Source organism: Streptacidiphilus sp. P02-A3a (assembly GCF_014084105.1).
In the GTDB taxonomy this organism is placed as follows: Bacteria; Actinomycetota; Actinomycetes; order Streptomycetales; family Streptomycetaceae; genus Streptacidiphilus.
Window position 1 is genome coordinate 6913226 of record NZ_CP048289.1, and the last position, 18922, is coordinate 6932147.

At 70.8% G+C, this 18922-nt stretch carries 15 protein-coding genes; 12 read left to right on the forward strand and 3 right to left on the reverse strand.

Features of this window, described 5'->3' with window-relative positions:
* Positions 1 to 5 precede the first annotated feature (5 nt).
* The 6 genes from GXP74_RS29135 to GXP74_RS29160 all read left to right on the forward strand — a co-directional run bounded on the left by GXP74_RS29135 (position 6) and on the right by GXP74_RS29160 (position 6615).
* Positions 6 to 1091 (forward strand): alpha-hydroxy acid oxidase, encoded by a 1086-nt coding sequence (locus GXP74_RS29135; protein WP_182454220.1) that lies wholly within the window; start codon positions 6 to 8, stop codon positions 1089 to 1091.
* 2 nt (positions 1092 to 1093) lie between these two features.
* Entirely contained in the window at positions 1094 to 2461 is a 1368-nt protein-coding gene (locus GXP74_RS29140) for a cytochrome P450 (RefSeq protein ID WP_182456709.1), read from the forward strand.
* Positions 2458 to 3735: a cation:proton antiporter gene (locus GXP74_RS29145; protein ID WP_182454221.1), complete on the forward strand. Its 1278-nt coding sequence runs from the start codon at positions 2458 to 2460 to the stop codon at positions 3733 to 3735. Before GXP74_RS29140 ends, GXP74_RS29145 begins: the two co-directional genes overlap by 4 nt.
* A 77-nt stretch (positions 3736 to 3812) precedes the next feature.
* Positions 3813 to 4496, forward strand: coding sequence for a response regulator transcription factor (locus tag GXP74_RS29150; RefSeq protein ID WP_225448277.1), 684 nt, complete (start codon positions 3813 to 3815; stop codon positions 4494 to 4496).
* Positions 4493 to 5764 carry a sensor histidine kinase KdpD gene (locus GXP74_RS29155; RefSeq protein ID WP_182454222.1) on the forward strand — a complete coding sequence of 424 codons (1272 nt, stop codon included), beginning with the start codon at positions 4493 to 4495 and terminating at the stop codon, positions 5762 to 5764. Before GXP74_RS29150 ends, GXP74_RS29155 begins: the two co-directional genes overlap by 4 nt.
* A 167-nt stretch (positions 5765 to 5931) precedes the next feature.
* Complete coding sequence (locus GXP74_RS29160) at positions 5932 to 6615, forward strand: DUF6629 family protein (RefSeq protein ID WP_182454223.1); 684 nt, start codon at positions 5932 to 5934, stop codon at positions 6613 to 6615.
* A gap of 353 nt (positions 6616 to 6968) precedes the next feature.
* Here GXP74_RS29160 and GXP74_RS29165 read toward each other — a convergent pair whose 3' ends face one another.
* Positions 6969 to 8396, reverse strand: a complete 1428-nt coding sequence (locus tag GXP74_RS29165) for a serine hydrolase (protein WP_182454224.1) — start codon at positions 8394 to 8396, stop codon at positions 6969 to 6971.
* A 308-nt stretch (positions 8397 to 8704) separates the two neighbouring features.
* Entirely contained in the window at positions 8705 to 9229 is a 525-nt protein-coding gene (locus GXP74_RS29170) for a hypothetical protein (protein WP_182454225.1), read from the reverse strand.
* Between the two features lie 315 nt (positions 9230 to 9544).
* On the opposite strand from GXP74_RS29170, the gene GXP74_RS29175 reads away from it, so the two are divergent.
* From GXP74_RS29175 to GXP74_RS29195, 5 genes are read left to right on the forward strand one after another with little or no spacing between them, the layout of a single operon-like run.
* Positions 9545 to 11680 carry an ATP-binding protein gene (locus GXP74_RS29175; RefSeq protein WP_182454226.1) on the forward strand — a complete coding sequence of 712 codons (2136 nt, stop codon included), beginning with the start codon at positions 9545 to 9547 and terminating at the stop codon, positions 11678 to 11680.
* 43 nt (positions 11681 to 11723) lie between these two features.
* Positions 11724 to 12488 (forward strand): S9 family peptidase, encoded by a 765-nt coding sequence (locus GXP74_RS29180; protein WP_182454227.1) that lies wholly within the window; start codon positions 11724 to 11726, stop codon positions 12486 to 12488.
* Positions 12467 to 14206, forward strand: coding sequence for an SUMF1/EgtB/PvdO family nonheme iron enzyme (locus GXP74_RS29185; RefSeq protein ID WP_182454228.1), 1740 nt, complete (start codon positions 12467 to 12469; stop codon positions 14204 to 14206). The genes GXP74_RS29180 and GXP74_RS29185 overlap by 22 nt, the downstream gene beginning before the upstream one ends.
* Entirely contained in the window at positions 14203 to 15507 is a 1305-nt protein-coding gene (locus tag GXP74_RS29190; protein ID WP_182454229.1) for an aspartate aminotransferase family protein, read from the forward strand. The genes GXP74_RS29185 and GXP74_RS29190 overlap by 4 nt, the downstream gene beginning before the upstream one ends.
* Positions 15504 to 16634 (forward strand): Gfo/Idh/MocA family protein, encoded by a 1131-nt coding sequence (locus GXP74_RS29195; RefSeq protein WP_182454230.1) that lies wholly within the window; start codon positions 15504 to 15506, stop codon positions 16632 to 16634. Before GXP74_RS29190 ends, GXP74_RS29195 begins: the two co-directional genes overlap by 4 nt.
* A gap of 85 nt (positions 16635 to 16719) precedes the next feature.
* Here the strand turns inward: GXP74_RS29195 and GXP74_RS29200 are convergent, their stop codons facing one another.
* Complete coding sequence (locus GXP74_RS29200; RefSeq protein ID WP_182454231.1) at positions 16720 to 17688, reverse strand: LysR family transcriptional regulator; 969 nt, start codon at positions 17686 to 17688, stop codon at positions 16720 to 16722.
* A 113-nt stretch (positions 17689 to 17801) separates the two neighbouring features.
* Between GXP74_RS29200 and GXP74_RS29205 the strand changes: the two genes are divergently transcribed.
* Positions 17802 to 18704, forward strand: coding sequence for an alpha/beta hydrolase fold domain-containing protein (locus tag GXP74_RS29205; protein WP_182454232.1), 903 nt, complete (start codon positions 17802 to 17804; stop codon positions 18702 to 18704).
* The last annotated feature ends 218 nt before the right edge of the window (positions 18705 to 18922 follow it).

The window sequence follows — 18922 nt, forward strand, 5'->3', positions numbered from 1 at the left end:
CTCAGATGCGTTTGAACATCAGGGATTTCGAGTCGTCGGCGCGGGCCGCGCTGGATCCGGTGCACTACGACTATGTCGCCGGGGGCGCTCGCGACGAGGTGACGGTACGGGCCAACGAGGCGGCCTTTCGGCAGTTGAGCCTGCTGCCGAGGGTGCTTCGGGGCCGGGAGAAGCGGGAGTTGGACGTCTCGCTGTTCGGCAGCAGGGCCAGCATGCCGGTGCTGCTCTCCCCGACCGCCTTCCACCGGCTGGCCCATCCCGAGGGCGAGCTGGCCACCGCCCGGGCGGCCGCGGCGGCCGGAGCGATCATGGTGGTGAGCATGGCCAGCACGGTGGCGGTCGAGGACGTCGCCGCCGCGGCCCGCCGGGCGGCGCCGGACCGGCCGACCGCGCTCTGGTTCCAGCTCTACCTCCAGCCGGATCTGGACTTCACCGAGGCACTGGTGCGCCGGGCGACCGAGGCCGGCTGCACGGCGCTGGTGGTGACCGTCGACTCGCCGGTACTGGGCCTGAGCGAGCGCAACAAGCGCAACGGGTTCACCGACCTGCCCGAGGGCATGCGCTGCGAGAACCTCCGCGAACTGCGCGGCGGGGAGCCCGGCAGCGTGCGGCAGATCGTCATGTCGCCCGAGCTGTCCTGGGAGCACGTGGACTGGCTGCGCCGGCTCACGTCCCTGCCGATCCTGCTCAAGGGCGTGCTGCATCCGGAGGACGCCCGGCTGGCCGTGCGGCACGGCGTGGACGGGCTGCTGCTGTCCAACCACGGCGGTCGGCAGCTGGACACCGTACCGGCCACCATCGACCTGCTGCCGGAGATGGTGGACGCGGTCGGCGGGCGCGTCCCGATCCTGCTGGACGGGGGGATCCGGCGCGGGACGGACATCGTCATGGCGCTCGCGCTGGGCGCGGCGGCAGTCGGCATCGGCCGACCGGTGGTGTGGGGACTGGCCACCGACGGCGAGCGGGGCGTGCGGAGCGTCCTGGAACTGCTGCGCCAGGAACTCGACCACACACTGGCCCTCTGCGGGGCCGGCAGCCTGAGCGAGCTGACGCCGGACCTGATCCGCCAGGTGCCCGCGGGGCGAAGGTGAGTGTGGGGTGGATCGCCGCCGTGGCGGTGCCGGCGGTGTCGGTGGCGGCGAGCCTGCCGTACTGGCTGCCGGGGGCGGTGGTGGCGCTGCGGGTGCGGATCTTCGCCTGGATCAACGGCGAGGAGGGCGTGCCGGTCCCGGGCGGACTGGTCGGCACGGACGCCTTCAGGCAGGTCTACGCCCACCCGGCGGCCGACGGCCGCAGCCGGGGTGCCGCGCTGTCCGACCTGTTCTGGTACTGGCTGGCCCCGGGGCCGGAGGTGCACCAGGAGCATCTGGAGCCCGGCCCCCGCTACGAGGAGGTCGCCCGCAGCACCCGGGAGATCCTCACCGGTCTGGACCGGGAGGGCTGGGCGGCGCTGGTCTCCCGCCGGGCCGGGCCGCTGCTGGACGCCCTGCCCGGCGACCGGACCACGCTGGTCCGGCTGCGGGACCTGATGATGCCGCTGTGGGCCGAGGTCTACTACGAGTTGGTCTTCGCCGAACCCTGCCCGGCGGAGGCCCGGGACCTGATCGTGGCCAACGCCGACGACGTGGTCAGCGCGCTGAAGTGCACCCGGCTACGGCACATGGGCCGCCGCGACCGGCTCACCCGCTACCTGGCGCGGCGCATCGCCGAGGGCGCCGCGCCGGACGCCCTGCCCGCCTCGCTGACCGCCCGAGAGCAGGGCTACTACCTGCAGGGGGCGTTCTTCAACACCGCCGTGGTGCAGATGTCCGAGGCCATGGCGCACCTGCTGCTGGCCATCGCCGCCCACCCGGAGGTGCAGCAGCGGCTGCGGGCGGACCCCGATGACAGCGCCTACCTGGACCGGGTCATCGACGAGGCGCTCCGGCTCTACCCGCTCTTCGGCGTGGCCCACCGGATCACCTCGGCGGAGATCGCCGTGGACGGCGCCACCATCCCGGCCGGGTCGGTGCTGCTGTTCAACTACGCCGAGTACCAGCACGCGGGCCTGTCCGACGCGGACCGGTTCGACCCCGACCGCTGGCTGCGGGTCTCCGCCCGCGACATCAACCACATCCCGTTCGGCGTGAGCGCCAACCGCCCCTGCCCGGCGCGCGGGATCGCCCCGATCGGGATGCGGGTGGCCGCCCGCGAGGTGCTGCGCCGATTCACCCTGAGCTCCTCGGCGTCGCACACCCGCTCCCTGCCCAGCCGGGGCCCGTGCCTGCTGACGCCGCTGGACGCGGCGGCACGCACCGGGATCCCGCAGGCCCTGCGGCTGCCGCTGCTGCGGCAGCGGGACCGGTGGGAGGGGCTGGGCCGGAGCATCGTCCAACTGGTCCTGGGCAGCTACATGGTCTGGGACGCCCGCCGCCAACGCCTGTGCCAGAAGTACTTCGCGTCCCAGGAGGCCGGACAGTGACCGTCGCCGAACTCGCACCGAGGTTCTTCCTCGCCGCGGTGGTGATCCTGCTCGCCTGCCGGGCGGTGTCCTGGGCCCTGGCACGGGTCCGGCAGCCGCCGGTGGTCGGCGAGATGATCGCCGGGGTGCTGCTCGGCCCCTCGCTGCTGGGTCTGCTGGCCCCCGGACTGGAGCGGGAGCTGTTCCCGCCGGCCCTGCTCCCGGTGCTGTACGTGGTGGGTCAGGTCGGCCTGGTCGCCTTCATGTTCCAGGCGGGGCACGAGTTCACCTCGCACCTGGGACGCGGCATCGCCGGTACGGCGGTCACCGTGTCGGCGGCCGGGATCGCCATGCCGCTGGCCCTGGGCGTCGGCCTGACCTTCCTGGCCCACGGGCACGTGGGCGTCTTCGTGCCGGGGGTGTCCACCGGGGTCTCGGCCGCGTTCGTGGGGGTGGCCCTGGCCATCACCGCGTTCCCCATGCTGGCCCGGATCATCACCGAGCGGGGGCTGGCCGGCAGCCGCTTCGGCTCGTTGGCACTGGCGAGCGGCGCACTGGACGACGTCGTCGCCTGGATCCTGCTCGCCGCCATCCTCAGTGTCCACACCGGCCGCACCAGGCCGGTGCTGGAGGCCGTCGGCGGCGCGGCGCTGTTCGCCGCCGTGGTGGTGCTGGTGCTGCGGAAGCTGCTGGACAAGGCCATGGCGCAGCCGTGGATGAGCGATGAGGGGCGGCTGTTGGTGACGGTCGCCGTGCTGTTCACGGCCGCGTGGTTCACCGACGAGATCGGGCTCTACGCGGTGTTCGGCGCGTTCGGCGTCGGTATGGCGATGCCGCGCACGGCCGCGGCCGAGCGGGTGGTGCACACCACCGGGTTCACCGTCAGGATCGTCTTCCTGCCGATGTTCTTCACCTACTCCGGCCTCAACACCCGGTTCGGACTGCTCGGGGACCCCGCCCTGCTGCTGTTCTCGCTGGCCGCCGTGGTCGTGGCGGTGGTCGGCAAGTTCGGCGCCTGCTGGGCCGCGGCGCGGCTGCGCGGGGAGCCGAACACCGTGGCCGCCCGGCTCGGCACACTGATGAACGCTCGGGGTCTGATGCAGTTGATCGCCCTCAACGTGGGTCTCCAAGCCGGGTTGGTCAACCACAGCCTGTTCACCGCCCTGGTCCTGGTCGCCCTGATCACCACGATGATGACCGCGCCGCTGCTGTCGTTGCTGGAACGGCGGCTGCCGGTCCCGGACACCGTCGAGGGCAGCCTCCCGACACCTGAGGCACGGCTGGCTCCCCAGTGAACCGCGGGTGCCGACGCCCCGCCCCGCGCGGGGGTCTGCGGCGCTGCGGATTCCATGCGCATGCCACAATCGCCCTGATGACCACGCATGCTTCGCCCCCCGCCACCCCCAGGCTGCTCCTGGTCGAGGACGACCGGGAGCTGGCCGCGATGCTGGCCGGACTGTTCACCGACGAGGGCTACCAGGTGGACCTGGCCGGCGACGGCCAGCGGGGCCTGCACCTGGGCCTGAGCCGCAGCTACCAACTGATGGTCGTGGACCGCCGGTTACCGGTGCTCGACGGCCTGGAGATGCTTCGGCGACTGCGTCGGCGGGCGGTGACCGCCCGCGTTCTGATGCTCACCGCCCTGGGTGACCGCTACGAGCGGGTCCGGGGCCTGGACGCGGGCGCGGACGACTACCTCGTCAAGCCGTTCGATGTGGACGAACTCCTGGCGCGGCTGCGGGCGTTGGGCCGCAGGTTCCTGGACGAGGCGGAGCAGTTGCCGATAGGCGCGGGCCTGCTCGACATCGAACGGCGCGACGTGGTGCTCCCCGACGGTCAGCGCATACCCCTGTCACCGCGGGAGTTCGACCTGTTGCAGGCTCTGGCGCTGCGGCCGAGAAGCGTCCAGACCCGCCCGCATCTGCGCGCCCGGGTCTTCGCGGACGCGAGCGCGGAGTCGATCGTGGACACCTATGTCTACTACCTGCGCCGCAAACTCGGCCGAACCGTGATCCGCACCGTCCGTGGATTCGGCTACCAGATCGGCACGTTGTGACGCGGCTCGCCGAACCCGAACGGCGGGTGCTGCGCGCCGTCCGGATCCGGCTGACCATCCAGGTCGGCGGCGCCATCACTCTCGTCGTGCTGCTGCTGGGCTGCCTGACCTACTGCCTGTTCGCCCGGGACCAGCGGTCCGAGGTGAACCGCGCGCTCCAGTACGCCATGGGTTCCAGCCGCCCGAGCCACAGCGACCCCTGCCTGTGGCTCTACGTCGAGCGGGGCGGCCGGATCGGGCGCCCCGCGCAGTCCCCGGCCGGCCTGCCGGTGCTGGGCGCGATCGGGCAGGTGTCGCTGGACCATCGGACCCGGACCTCCTCCGAGGTCCGCGACGGGACGCACTACACCGTGCGCACGGAGCAGCGCGGGGACGAGGTGGTCCAGGCCGTCTTCGACGAGCGCTACCTCCGCTCAGACCGTCACCATGTGCTGGAGACCCTGCTCGTCGCCGAACTCGTCGGTCTGGTCACGGCCGTCGTCACCGGCGCGGCCCTGGCCCAGCGCGCGATCGCGCCACTCGGCCGGGCACTGGTCAGGCAGCGGGAGTTCGTCGCGGACACCAGCCACGAACTGCGCGCGCCGCTCACCCGGCTGCACACCAGGGCGCAACTCCTGGCCCGGCAGCAGTCCGGCGTCCTGGCCCCGGAGATCGCCGGGGAACTGGAACGGCTGGTTGCCGGTTCCCGGGAGCTCTCCGAGGTGATGGACGACCTGCTGCTGTCCGCCAGCCTCGACCCCACGGCCGCCGGACGCGACCGCGTCGACCTGGCAGCCCTGGCCGAGGAGGCTGTCGAGGCTGAGCGGCAGCGGGCCGAGCAGGGGCGACTGGCCCTGGAGCTGCGCCGCCCCGCCGAGCCGGTCGAGGTGTACGGCAGCAGGTCGCCCCTGCGCCGGGTGCTCTCCGCGCTGCTGGACAACGCTATCGGGCACAGCGGACCGGGTGGCAGCATCCTGGTGCAGCTGCGGCCGACCGAGCACGGGCGGATGGTCCGGCTGAGCGTGACCGACACCGGTGTCGGCCTCGACCCGACGGACCGGCGGCGGATCTTCGAGCGGCTGATCCGGAGCGGCGAGGGTCACGGCCGTCGGTTCGGGATCGGCCTGGCGCTGGTACGCAACGTCGTCGAGGGGCACGGCGGCACCGTCTCCGCCACCGGAAGGCCCGGCGAGGGGGCGGAGTTCACCGTGCTGCTGCCGACCGCCGAGGAGCCCGGCAGCCCCCGACGCCTCAGTCCCCGCTTCACCAGAAGGCGGCCCACGACATAGCGCGCCGTGCCGGGCAGTGCGCTGGGTCGGGCAGTGCGCTGGGTCGGAGCTCCCTCGTGCCACCGGCTCCGCGGCGCTGTAGGTGGTCGACGACCGGAGAACGACAGCCGGAACGGTAAACCGATTGGGCCCTTCCGCAAGCGGGTGGTGACCGTCAGGGTGGAGGCATGTGCTGGAGCCCTACCGCGGATCTGGTCGCGGGCACCGTCGTGGGCGTGATCGCCATCGTCACCGTCGTGCGGACCCGCCACCCGCGCGACCTTCCGCTGGCGTGTCTGCCGCTGCTGCTCGGTACGCACCAGCTGATCGAGGCGGCGGTCTGGCGCGGCGCCGACGGCACGATCAGCCCCGGCACCGCCCATCTGGCAGTCCTGCTGTGGATGGCGATCGCCTTCCCACTGCTGCCGACCTATGTCCCCCTCGCCGTCCTGAGCACGGCCTGGCCGCGACGCGCGGCCCGCCTGCGGGTACTGCCCCTGGGTGCGGTGGGCCTGGCCACCAGCGGGGTGCTGGCCCACGCGATGGCCACCGAACCGGTGCACGCCGTCGCCATGGGACACGTGCTCGCCTACAGCCTTCCGGTCCCCGACGGCGACCTGCTGGTCGCCGGGTACCTCCTGGCCACCCTCGGCGCGCCGCTGCTCAGCGGTGACCGGGGCCTGCGCCTCTTCGGCCTGACGGCCGCCGTCGGCGCGGCGGTGTGCGCCGCCGTGTGGGAACTGGCCTTCGCCTCCACCTGGTGCGCCTTCGCGGCCCTGACCAGCTTGACCCTGCTGCTCTGGGTGCGGCGAGAGCAGAGCACGCCGGGACGTCGGCGGGGTCGTCCGCGGTCCACCACGGAACCCGAGTAGCTCAAGGCACCCTTTCGAGGGGGGTGGGTCGGCCGTCTGGCCCGGCGGGCGCCGGGTGGGAAGACGATCAGCGGACTCGCACGGACTCCCGAACCGGTACCCGGCCGGGTTTCAGCGGGGAGGCTGACCAGCCGCCCCACCCCTGAAAAACATGCTCGTGCATGCTTGAAGTTATTGCAACCTCTTCGCAATAGTGGTGTCCGATGATCGATAAGGCCCGCAACGGCCAGTGACCCTGCCCCGGCAGGACCGCGAAAGAGCCCGGCGCCGGGCTCGGCGCAAGGCCCGTACCGGCGCTGTCGCGTGCCGCGGACGCATCCGCACCCCGGTCGGGATCCGGCAGGTCTTCAGGCCTACGCGACGTCAGGTCGGGTCATCAGTGGTGACCGCACGTGCAGTTCCAGGCTGGGGCCGGTCAGCGGCAGGGTGCTCCAGGTCGCCGTCGCGGTTCCCGCGTCGGCGTCGACGGCCAGCCGAACGCGGTGCGGGGTGGTGATCACGTAGAGATCGGCGACGTAGGTGCTCCCCTGCCAGGCTCCGGCCGCGACGATCGGCCGGCCGAGCGGGGCGCTCTCCCGCCAGTCGCCGTGGCCGACCTCGATATCGAGGAGCGACTCGAATCGTACGAGCCATCCGCCGTCGGTGGGATCGACGGTGACCGTCGTTCCGTCGGGCAGGGCCGACCTCTCGGCCGAGGCGTCGAGCTTCGCGTTGGCCGCACGCCCCGGGGCGGCCGACCCCGGCACCGGCGGTAGCGACAGTCGCCGCAGCCGATCAGCGAGGACCGCGTCGTCCTGGGTGCTTCCCGCGTGACCCACGCCGGGCAGCAGGCACTCCCAGACCGCGTCGAGCACGTCCTGGGACTCCCCTTGGGCGGTCACGGCGACCACGAGATCGTGGGACGGGACGACCACACACTGCTGCGCGTAGGAGCCGTGGCCGTGGTAGCCGTGACGCGACATCCAGAACTGATAGCCGTAGCCGTAGGAGAAGTCCGCCTGGTCCGATCCGTCCAGGATCCACTCGCTGTCGATGTGCCGACTGGTCGCCAGCTCCACCCAACCGCGTGGGACGAGTTGTCGGTCGCCCCACCTGCCTCCGCGCCGCAGCAGTTCGCCGAAGGCGGCGACGCCCTCGGTGGTCAAGTGCAGTCCGTGGAACCCGAAGGCGGCGCCACTGGCCACCCGGTCCCACTCGGCGTGGTCGATGCCCATCGGCGTGAACAGGCGCGCGTCGAGGAACTCCGGCAGACCGCGGCCCGTGACCCGCTCCACCATCCGGGCCAGGATGTAGGTGGTCGAGTTGTCGTAGACGTGCCGCGTTCCCTCGGCCGCGGCGAACGGCAGGCGCAGGAAGCCCTTCACCAAGTCGTCGGGTTCCCGCTCCCACGCCTCGGCGAGGCTGTCGGTGGGGTGCCCGGACGTCATGGACAGCAGGTGGTGAACGGTGATGCGGCGACCCTGCTCCGAGACGTCGGCCGGGACGCGGTCGGGCAGCACGTCCACCACACGGTCGTCCAGCGAGAGCAGCCCGTCGCCGATCGCGAGCCCCACGGCGATCGACGTGAACGACTTGGTCAGCGAGTAGAGAAGGTGCGGGCGGTCGGCCGAGTACGGCGCCCACCAGCCTTCGGCCACGACGTGGCCGCGGTGCACGACCATGATGGAGTGGCTCTCGCCTGACCGCGCTTCGAGCCTGTCCAGCAGCGCGGAGATCGAACGGGACGAGATTCCCGAGGCGCCCGGTGCCGAACGCGGGAGCAGGGTGCGTGGAGAGGACATCGTGACTCCCTGGCAGTTGCACGCGGATCTGGTTCGACCGTGGCTCGGCGGTGGATCAATGACAGCCGTCAGCCTCGGTATGCTACGGCCAGGTCGAATCGCGGTCCACGAGGTTTCCCCCCTGAGCCGACCGGCAACCACCACCAGCAGAGCCGCGAAGCGTTCGCCGCTGTCGTACGCCCGCAGCCGCCAGGACCCGCGCCCGGCTCGTCCGACAGGTGAGGGGCCGGCCCGCCGCAGACTCGGGCGACGCTGACATGCAGCCCCGCCAGGTCAGCGGGGCTGCCTGGAAGGAGGGGCTTTGACCCTCATCCTGTAGCGGGGAGGAGTACTACGGCGTGCCAGCCGCCCACCGCAGATGTACCGCACGGGCGCAAGGTCGTGCCCGCGGTGATGATCAGAGCCAGACTGGCCCGCTCGACGGCCTGGCGTGACTCAAGCGACAGGGGTTGGCCGGTTCGGCTGGTGAAACGCAGCATCGGCGCGGTGTCATGGCCTGCTTCGACGGTGAGGCCCTCGACGCGGCGGCAGGCTGGTGCCTCGTCCGTACCGTCGGCGAGGTACACCGTCGGCTGCTCTGCACCGCCTGGATCTCCGGCTGAGCTGTCCAGGGAGACCGCACGGCAGAGTCCGGGGATGCTGGGGAGGCCGACGCGGTAGCCGGCAGATGCGATGACGCGCGCGTCGACCTGATGGGTCGAGACGGTCCGGTCCCCGAGGAGCAGGGTGTAGGTGGTGGTCGTCGCCAGGCCATGCCGGTCGCGGCGTTGTCGCAGCCAGGCGCACGGATTCACCGGTCGCTGGTGCGCTCTGGTGATGTGCGGTGTCGACACTGTCAGCTCCGAGTCTCGCCCCGGTGGCACGGAGACCAACGGCGTTCGTGTTGCTGTGCCACGGCCCGTGCCCCTTGAGTCCGATTATGCCCTGCGCTCCATCAACTACCCTGTCCAGCAATAGGGCTGGATCTCGGGTTTTCGCCAGGCCCGAAATTGGGTAGCTGTCGGTGGATTGTCATACCGACCCCGCTCGAACCGTGAGTGGGGTGATTCGGTGTGTCGCGGTGCGCCAATTGCTGCTGGTTCAAAAGATGTTGGCCTGGCGAGTGGTGCGCCTGAGTACGTGTCCGGATGTCCGCCCAGGGGGGCAAAGTGCTGGTGGCCGACGGCATGGCCAGCGCCAACGACTTGGTTGGCCTTGTCACGGCTGTGTGCGGTGCTCTGGGCGCCGCGCTGGGACTGCCGCCGCTGTTGGCTTCCCGTCGTGAGCGCAGGGCGCAACAGGCTGTTGAACCGCCTGGCCCGCGGCTTGTCCTGCCGTCACGCGTCCAGCTCGTGGATCGAGTCGAGGAGGTCGGCCAGGTCCTGCGGCACCTGGCCGCGGGCGAATACGTAGTCACCCTTGAGGGGGGCATCGGTGTCGGGAAGAGCGCGTTAGCGATGGAGGTAGCGCACCGGATCGCCGCCGGAGAGGGTGTGGGTGGCGGTCGCAGCAACGCGCCCGTCGCTTTTGAGACACTGGTGTGGATGGATGCGGCCAATCACTGTCCGGACTTGGTCGACTTGTCCAGGACCCTGTCACTGATGACCGGTGAGCGATCCCTGTCCGCCGCGCCCACCGCTGCCAAGCCCGACGCCATCCGCTCATTCCTCGCCTCCCACCCCTGCGTCCTGATCCTGGACAATCTGCGCGTTCCGGCTGACACGACGGCGCAGTTACCCGCGTTCTTGCGCACTCTGCCTTCTGGCTCGATCGCCCTCGTGAGCGCGAACACCGCCGGAGCCGTTGACGGCCCCCGCGTAGAGGTTCCAGAACTGCCATCCTCCGACGCCCAGGAACTGCTCGCGCGCGAGGCAGCCCGACGCGGCGTCACCGCGCTCGTCCAAGCTGACGGGCCGCTGGTTGCGCGAATCCATCGGCTTGTCGGCGGGAACCCTCGCGCGATCGGGCTCTTCGTGCTCGCGTGCTCCCGCTTCGCGGGACCGCTCTCGCGGCTGCTGGACGAGCTCGAAACCGGGCAGGGCCAGATGACCGCCGCACTGTACGACGCGGTGTGGTCGGAGGTATCGGCCGAACGTAGATCTGTCTTGATCGCGTGCGCCTACCTTGACGGGGGTGCTGACGTAGGCCAGGTCGCTGCCGCACTTGCCAAGCCCGAGGACGAGGTCCAGCCCGCGCTCGCCGCGCTGTGGGCCGACGGACTGTTGACCTCGGCACCGACTTTGGACCGGGCGGCTTACACATGCTCCGCACCCTTGCGTGTCTTCGTCCGCGGCCGGGCCGATGCCAGTTCACTGGCCACTGTGCGAACCCAGTTGGCCACCTATCTCGCGGGGAGATTCGGAGCGGATTGGGAGGACGCCGCCGGAGCTGCCGCACATGTGGACGCGATCCGAACCCTTATCCGCGAACTGGACGCGGCCGGCGACTACCGGCTGTGCCTTGACCTGTTCATCGCGGTGTACGACATCCTGTTCACACTCGGCCTGTTCGACGACCGGATCGATCTCGGATGGGTCGCGTTCCACGCTGCCGACGAGTTGTGGCTTCCGGACGAGCAGTCTCTGGCTCTGTCGGTGGTGTCGTCCACGCATGCGATCCGCGGCGAGGACTCGCAGGCCGCGCAGGCTGTCCAGCTGGGTCTGGCCATCGCGCGCCAGGCAGGGTCCGCGCGCGAGATCGCGAGGCAGCTGCGGTGCGAGGCGTTCCGCTTGTTCCGCGCCGGTCGCGCGGCCGAGGCGCTGGCCGTCGTAGAGGCAGAGGATGCTGAAGGCATGGCGCGAGGCGCCGGCGATCCGAACAACATGATCGACATCCTGTCGCTCGTCGGCGCCGCGCGCTGGCACCTCGGTGACCTGGACGGCTGTGAGGCGACCGTACTGCGGTTCCTTGACGAATGCGAACAAATGCCCTGGGAACGCGGGAAAGCGTACGCACTTCGAGACCTGGCTGAGGTCCGGCTGCTGCGACGGGACTTCGACGCGGCTGCCGACTTGGCGGAGCGCGCTCGTCGCATCGCAGAGGAGTACCGGGATACACGCCAGCTCGCGCGCATCGGCCTGACCCAGGCGCGTCTGTACCTGTTCGGGGGGCGGATGCGCCAGGCTCAGGACACGGCGCGAATTGCCGCCTCCCAGTCGCACGCGCTCCTGCTCACAGGAGAACAGGCCGAGGCTGAAGCGGTGGGACGACTCGCCCTTCGCTGCCTGCGCATGCCCTGGCTTCGGCCATTCGTAACCGGACGACCACGCATCAGGTTCACCGCGATGACCGTCGGCGGCGACTGACTGCCGCCGACACGAAGACAAAGCAAGGAGAGGAAGCTTGTCAGTGGACGGCCTCAACGAAGAGCGGATTCGGATCCCGGTAGACGGTGGCGAACTCGACGCTGTCGCGGTGTTCCCCGAGCAGGACCACCGGTGGGCGATCCTCGTTCACGGCGGCCCCGGCGGCGTGAAGGACGGCCCCGCTGACCTGTACAAGGATCTGGCCGCGGTCCTGGCCGCGCAGGGCATCGGGTCGCTCCGGTTCGACGTGCGAGGCGCAGGCGAGAGCACCGGGGCGTACCGCGACACGACCCTTGCCCGACAGGTCCAGGACCTGAGGGCGGCCCGGCAGTTTCTCTTCGAGAGCTATGCGCCGCAACATATCGCCCTGATCGGGGAGAGTCTTGGCGCCACGATCGTGCTGTCGGGCCTGGACGGGAACGAGGACGCGCTGGTCCTGCTGTGGCCGGCCATCTGGTTGCTGGATGGCGTCTTCGATGACTACGTCACCGAGGAGAGCCTCGCTGAGGCGAAGCTGCGTGGGTTCATCGTCCGGGACGACGAAGAGGTCGGCCTGCCATTCCTGACCGGTCTCCTCGCGACGCGCGACGTGTCCCAGCCCCTGCACGGATTGCGGACCCCCCTCCTGCTGGTCCACGGCGACGCGGACACCGAGGTTCCTGTCGGGCAAAGCGCCCAGGCCGAGGAATTGGTGGCCGGCCCAGTGCGCCGAGTGGTGGTGCCTGGCGGCGACCACTGCCTGGAACGCCCTGCCGAGCGGGTCGTTGTGAACAGGGAGATCTCCGCATGGCTGGCGACCCATCTGTGAAGGTACTGGCGGCGGTGGCCACGCTCGGCCCCCTCCGGCACCTGCCCGACCCGCCACTCTTCCCGGACGTGGAGACCCGCCTGGTACACGAGCTGAGGCGGCACTACTCGGCCTCTGTGACCGTCCTGCGGCGTGGACACCTGGCATCGCCGCGGACGACTGTCAAAGCCATCACCACAGCCCTGTCCCAGCCGGGCGACGTGTTGCTCCTGACCGTGCACGCAGCCGCGTACCGGTTCGCCCGCGCTGGAAACGGCTGGGCGCTGGCCATCCCCGGCAGTCTGCACGGCCGACGGCGCAGCATGCTTCACGTGGCGGAGTTGATGGACGCGGCCACGGCTGCGGCCAACGGACGTCCGCTCCTGATATGCCTCGACGCGATGCCGCCACAGGAGCAGGACGCGCCTGCCGAGAGCCTCGCCGACGCGATGTCCGTCGCGTTACCGCCCGGAACTTCGATCGATGACCTCGTACTGCTTGTCTCCGCGATGACGCCAGCGTCCAACGCGCGAGCGACCGTACAGCACGGCCTGTGGCAGGCGCTCACCGCGGTGACCGCGACGGCCGGCGACGACGGCGAGGACATCGATGCGATCGCCGCCGGCGCGGCAGCCATCGCCCGGCAGTGCGGCGCGGATGCTTTGCACCGCGCTCAGGGGGCCATGCCGCGCCTGGTCCCGACCCTGCCGTCCTCCATCAGGTTCGACCTGTTCAGCCAGGACGAGACCTCGCGCATCGACGCCGCGGTCGAACTTGCCCGGATGGCCACCGCCGGCGACAAGGGCGCGGTCGCTGAACTCGGGCTCCTGGCCGCGCACGACCTCGCCCCTCAGGTTCGCGACTACGCGAAGCTGCAGTTACACCCGGTTTCGCAGCCCTCGCTGCCAGAGCTGAGTGCTGCGGGGAAGATACCTGAGGGCGTACAAGCCGCGGCGAGGAAGGACCTGTTCCTTCCCGACCTGCTGCCGCACCCCGGTGGACCGGTCACGATCGGGGTGGACGCCCCGAGTGGGCAACCCGCCGACCGGCCGCGCCACACCCTCGATCTCGCCCCGTTCCATCTGGGCCGTACACCGGTGACGAATCGGGAGTACCTGGCGTACGTGATCGCCACCGGCGCGCACTGCCCGGACCACTGGGCGTGGCAGGAAGACCTGTGGGACGAGGACGCGGACCTGCCCGTTGTGAACGTCTCGTTCCACGATGCCCTGCGCTACTGCGACTGGTTGACGCGACACTTGCACGACATCGGACGGCTTCCACTGACTGCGCGCATCGTGCTGCCGAGCGAGGTGGAGTGGGAAGCCGCCGCAGGCAACGGCCGCGGTGACCGACACCCATGGGGCCCGGACCCGGACCCGGGCCGCACGAACATCCGCGCCAGCGGATTCGGCCGCCCGACTCCGGTCGGTAGTTTCGCCCCAGCCGGGAACAGCCTCTCCGGCTGCGAGGACCTGATCGGCAACGTATGGGAATGGACCCGCAGCACCTGGGGCACATCCATTCGGACCGCACACCGCTATCCCTACGAGGCCCGCGACGGCCGCGAAGACGCCGACACCCCCGGTGCCCGACACGTGGTCCGTGGCGGAGCGTTCTACTACGCGACCGAGTGCGCGAACAGCCAAACCCGCAATCAGATGCCGCACGAGAGCAGGCACCCCGGGGGCGGATTCCGCGTCGCCGCCCAGGGCACTGGGAAGGGGACAGCACCATGACCACTGCACAGGTCGACCACTGGGCCGCCGAACTCGCGGTCATGGGCCCAGGAATATCGGAGGCCGTCGCCTGGGCCGGCCTGGTCATCGACCGCGCCGAAGGCACCCGACTCACAGACATCGAAGGAAACAGCTACCTCGACCTCATGGGTGGGGCCGGGGTCAACCTCATCGGCCACAGCCACCCCGCCTACATCGCCGCGATGACCGAGCAGTTGAACACCTGGCAGATCGGGGCGCACGCGTCCAGGGCCCGCCTCGACGCGCTACTCGGCCTTGCCGCGCTCCTACCGTCCGGTCTCGACCGCGTGCAGCTCTACAGCTCAGGAGCCGAAGCCGTCGAATCCGCCATCCGAGTGGCCAAGTCAGCGACGGGCAAGTTCGAGATCCTGTCGTTCTGGGGCGGATTCCACGGGCGCACCGCCGCCGCTCTCGCCGCCACCGGAGGCGCACGCACCGGCCTGGGGCCCGCCATGCCCGGAGTCCACACCACCCCGTACGCCAACTGCTACCGCTGCCCACTCAAGACCACATACCCGGGATGCGGCCTCGCCTGCGTGGATCACGCCCGCGACTCGCTGCGCGAGCAGTCCAGCGGCTCACTCGCCGCGATCCTCGTCGAGCCCGTCCAGGGCCGCTCGGGCAATGTGGTCCCCCCTCCCGGTTATCTCACCGCCCTTCACGAACTCGCCGCAGAGCACGACGCCCTACTGATCTGCGATGAATCCATGACCGGCCTCGGGCGTACCGGCACCGCTCTCGCTTCCCAGCACGACGACGTCACACCGGACATCGCGATCCTCGGCAAAGGACTCGGCAACGGCTATCCTGTGTCCGCCGTCGCCGCGCCGACCGCGCTGATGGAAGCAGGCCCCTACGGCAAACCGAGCGCCAGCTCCTCCAGCTACGGTGGATTCCCGCTGGCGTGCGCGGCCGTATCGGCCGTCACCCGCACCGTGCGAGAAGAGCGCCTGGCCGACCTCGCCGCCACACTCGGAGCCACGCTCCTCGACCACCTGCGCGACCTCATACCGATAGCCGGGATCGTCGGCGACATACGAGGCCGGGGACTCGCCATCGGCATCGAACTCGTCACCGACCAGACAAACCGGAAGCCGCTACCCAAGGATCACCTCCGAAAGGTGTTCACGGACCTTCTGAACCACGGAGTACTGGTCATGACCGGCGGCAGCACACTGCGCCTCTATCCCCCGCTGACCGCCACCGCCGACGAACTGGACCAAGCCGCCGACGCCCTCGCCAGAGTGCTCGCCACCCACAACGCCCTGGCAGAGTCGTGAAGCGACCCCTGAAGGTCGCAATCGCCGGATACGGCAACGCCGGTGAACTCCACGCCCGACTGCTGGCAGCCCGCCCTCAGGTCGGCATCGTCGCGGTCGCCGACCTCACGTCAGCCCGCCGCGCCAGTGCCGCCGCCGCATACCCTGACGCGGTCGTAGCGGTACGGCTCGACGGCCTGGACATGGGGATCGACCTGGTCGTCGTCGCAACCCCACCCGTCTCACATGAATCTGACACCTATGTCGCGCTGACGCAGCACCGCGCGCACGTGCTCTGCGAGAAGCCCGCCGTGCTGGACCCCGAGCGCGGGCGCGGTCTAGCCGCGCAGGCAGCCGCCGCCAACCTGCTGCTCCACCCGGTCCACAACTACCTGCACGCCTCTGCCTTCCGCCGCATGAAACAGCTGATCGAGCGCGGTGCCGTCGGCCGGATCAAGACCATCGACATCGACATCACACGGACGGCCGCCGCCACCGGCAACGCCGCCTGGACCCCGGCTTGGCGGACCGACCCCGCACTGGGGGGAGGCATTCTGCGCGACCACGGACCCCACGCCATCTATCTCGCCTGCCACCTCGCCGGCGGACCGGCGTCACGGGTCTCCTGCGCGACCGAGGCCGGCGACCAGGGCGCGGATCGAGCTGCCGCGATCCAACTGGACTTCGCCGACTCCACCTCTGCCCGCATCAATCTCACCTGGGCCGGCAGGCGTCGCAGCAACCGCTATGACGTCGGCGGCACAGGGGGGACTCTCAGTCTCCACGGTGGCCGACTCCGCCTCAACACGCCTCAGCAGGAGCGATGCTGGGAGGTCGAAGACCCCGCATCCGGTGGCCACGCGCATGCTGACTGGACCGACGCTCTCCACGGGGGTCTACTCGCTCAGATACACGCGCTCATTCCGCCCTCGGACCCGTGGAGCCAAGCGATCCACGTCGCAGATGTCATCCTCGCCTCCGGCATCTCCGCTGAACGCGGAGGACAGACAGTAACGCTGGACAGACACCTTCGACGCCCAGAAGACCGGCCACGCCTGGGAGCACGAGTGGGGACCGGGGAGGTGCGAAGTGCTCCGATGGCACCGGAACCTGCACCGACGCGTGCACGGCGAAAGGGAAGTACCTGATCCGCGACCGCGACGCCCGGCTCGCTGCACGCACTCCGCGAATACCAGCGGTTCTTCGACGGGCACCGGCCACTCCCCCAACCGGTCAGCGAGGCAGTGTAGTTGGATCAGCTGGACGTCCGGGGTCGACTCGGTGGGACGGGGGCGGGTCGGGCAGTTCGGCGGTGACGGCGCGGACGGTGTCTCGGAGCCAGCGCTGCCCCAGGTCGCCGTCGAGGCGCGGGTGCCAGGCCATCTGGTAGTGCAGGGGGCGGATCTCCTCGGGAGCGGGCAGGATCCGGATCCCGGCGTCCGGGCGTTGCTGCGCGAGCAGCCTCGCGGGCAGGGTGAGGATCAGCCGGGTGCCCAGGACGGAGTGAGCGGCCAGGGAGTGGTAGGGCACGGTCAGCCCGGCCCGGCGGCGTGCCCCGAGGCCCTCCAGGCGCCCCTCGATCGCGGTCTGGCGCTCGTCGGTGGTGCCCACGATCACGTGCGCGGCGCTCAGATACTCCTCCAGGTCGATCTCCGGGCGCTCGGCCAGCGGGTGGTCCGCGGACAGGACGCAGACAAACCGGTCGTCGAACAGGTGCTCCGTGCGCAGCGCGGTGACCGGCCCCGACCTGGCATAGAACACCAGTTCGACGACGCCTCGGTCGAGGTCCTCGTAGATGGTGTTGTGCCACGTGCGGAAGTGCACCGTGGAGCGCGGCGACTTCTGGAAGACGCGCTGGAACACCGCGGGGGCGAACACCCGGGCGTAGTCGGTCCCGGCGATCCGGAAGGCCTCGGCGGCCTCGGCGGGGTCGAACTCCTCGGGGGCGAACAGGCTCTCCAGTCGCGGTAGGACCGCTCGCAGTTGGCGCTGGACGCGCTCGGCCCGCGGGGTGAGCCGGTATCCGCCCGGCGCGCGCACCAGCAGTTCGTCGCCGAGCGTGTCGCGCAGCCGCTGGAGTGCCCGGCTCATCGCCGGCTGGCTCATCCCGGCGACTTCCGCCGCGTGCGAGACGTGCCGTTCCTCCAGCAGTGCGGCCAGCGGAGCAAGCAGGTTGAGGTCGATCCGTTCAATATGCACCACACGAATAGCATAGATAGATTTCATGCATTGGACAAATAATTGTGCGCGGCGGAGGGTTGATCACGTCGCCGGGCACACCGCCCGCGAACAGCCTCACAAGAGGAACAGAAGCCATGACCCGCAGCCAACTGGACTCCGTCTCCGAGCTGTTGCAGAACTCTCCGCTGGACCTGGGCGGCGACGTCGAGAAGATGCGCCGCGTGTTCGACGAAATGCTCGGCTCCGCGCCGCTGCCCGACGACGTCCGCACCCGGACCACCGAGCTGGGCGGGGTGCCCGCCGTCGAGGTGCGCGCCGGGGCCGCCGTGGCCGCGTCCGGCACCGTGCTGTACTTCCACGGCGGCGCCTACGCGATCGGCTCCGCAGCCTCCAGTGTCGGCCTGGTCTCCGAGATAGCCCGGCGCACCGCGGCCACCGCCCTGACCGTCGACTACCGGCTCGCCCCCGAGCATCCCTTCCCGGCCGCCGTGGGTGATGCCCTGGCCGCCTACCGGGCACTGCTCGACCGGGGCGTGCCGGCCGGGTCGGTCGCGGTCACCGGCGAGTCGGCCGGTGGCGGCCTCGCCCTCGCGCTGCTGCTGGCGATCCGGGACGCGGGGCTGCCGCAACCGTCGTCCGCGACCGTCATGTCCCCGTGGACGGACCTCACCCTGTCCGGCGCCACCATGACGACCCGGGCCGACGCGGATCCGGCGGTCACCCGCCAGGCTCTGGAGACCCGGGCCGCCGACTACCTCGCCGGGGCCGATCCGCGTACCGCGCTGGCCAGCCCTCTCCACGCCGATCTGCGCGGACTGCCGCCGCTGCTGATCCAGGTCGGCGGCCGGGAGATCCTGCTCGACGACGCGCTGCGGCTGGCCGCGCGGGCCGCACGCGCCGACGTACCGGTCTCGCTGCGGACCTTCCCGGGGGCGCCGCACGTCTTCCAGGGTTTCGCCGCGTTCGCCGACGAGGCCGCGCAGGCCCTCGACGAGGTCGCCGCCTTCATCACCAGCCACGCCCAGCCGGAAGGTTGACCAGGCCAAGATCCGCGGTGGGGCCCTGCACCAGCGGTTCCCGGCCGCCCTCCCGTCCGGGCAGGGCAGCGACCTCGCCGGTACCGTCAGCGCGACCGGGGCCGCGGTGGCCGACTGGGTGCCCGGGGGCCTTGGGCGGCGCTCAACGCGGTCCGGCCGCGGGCCGGTGAGACGGTCGTGGTCAGCGGGGTCGGCCGGGCAGCGGCTGGGTGACGCCC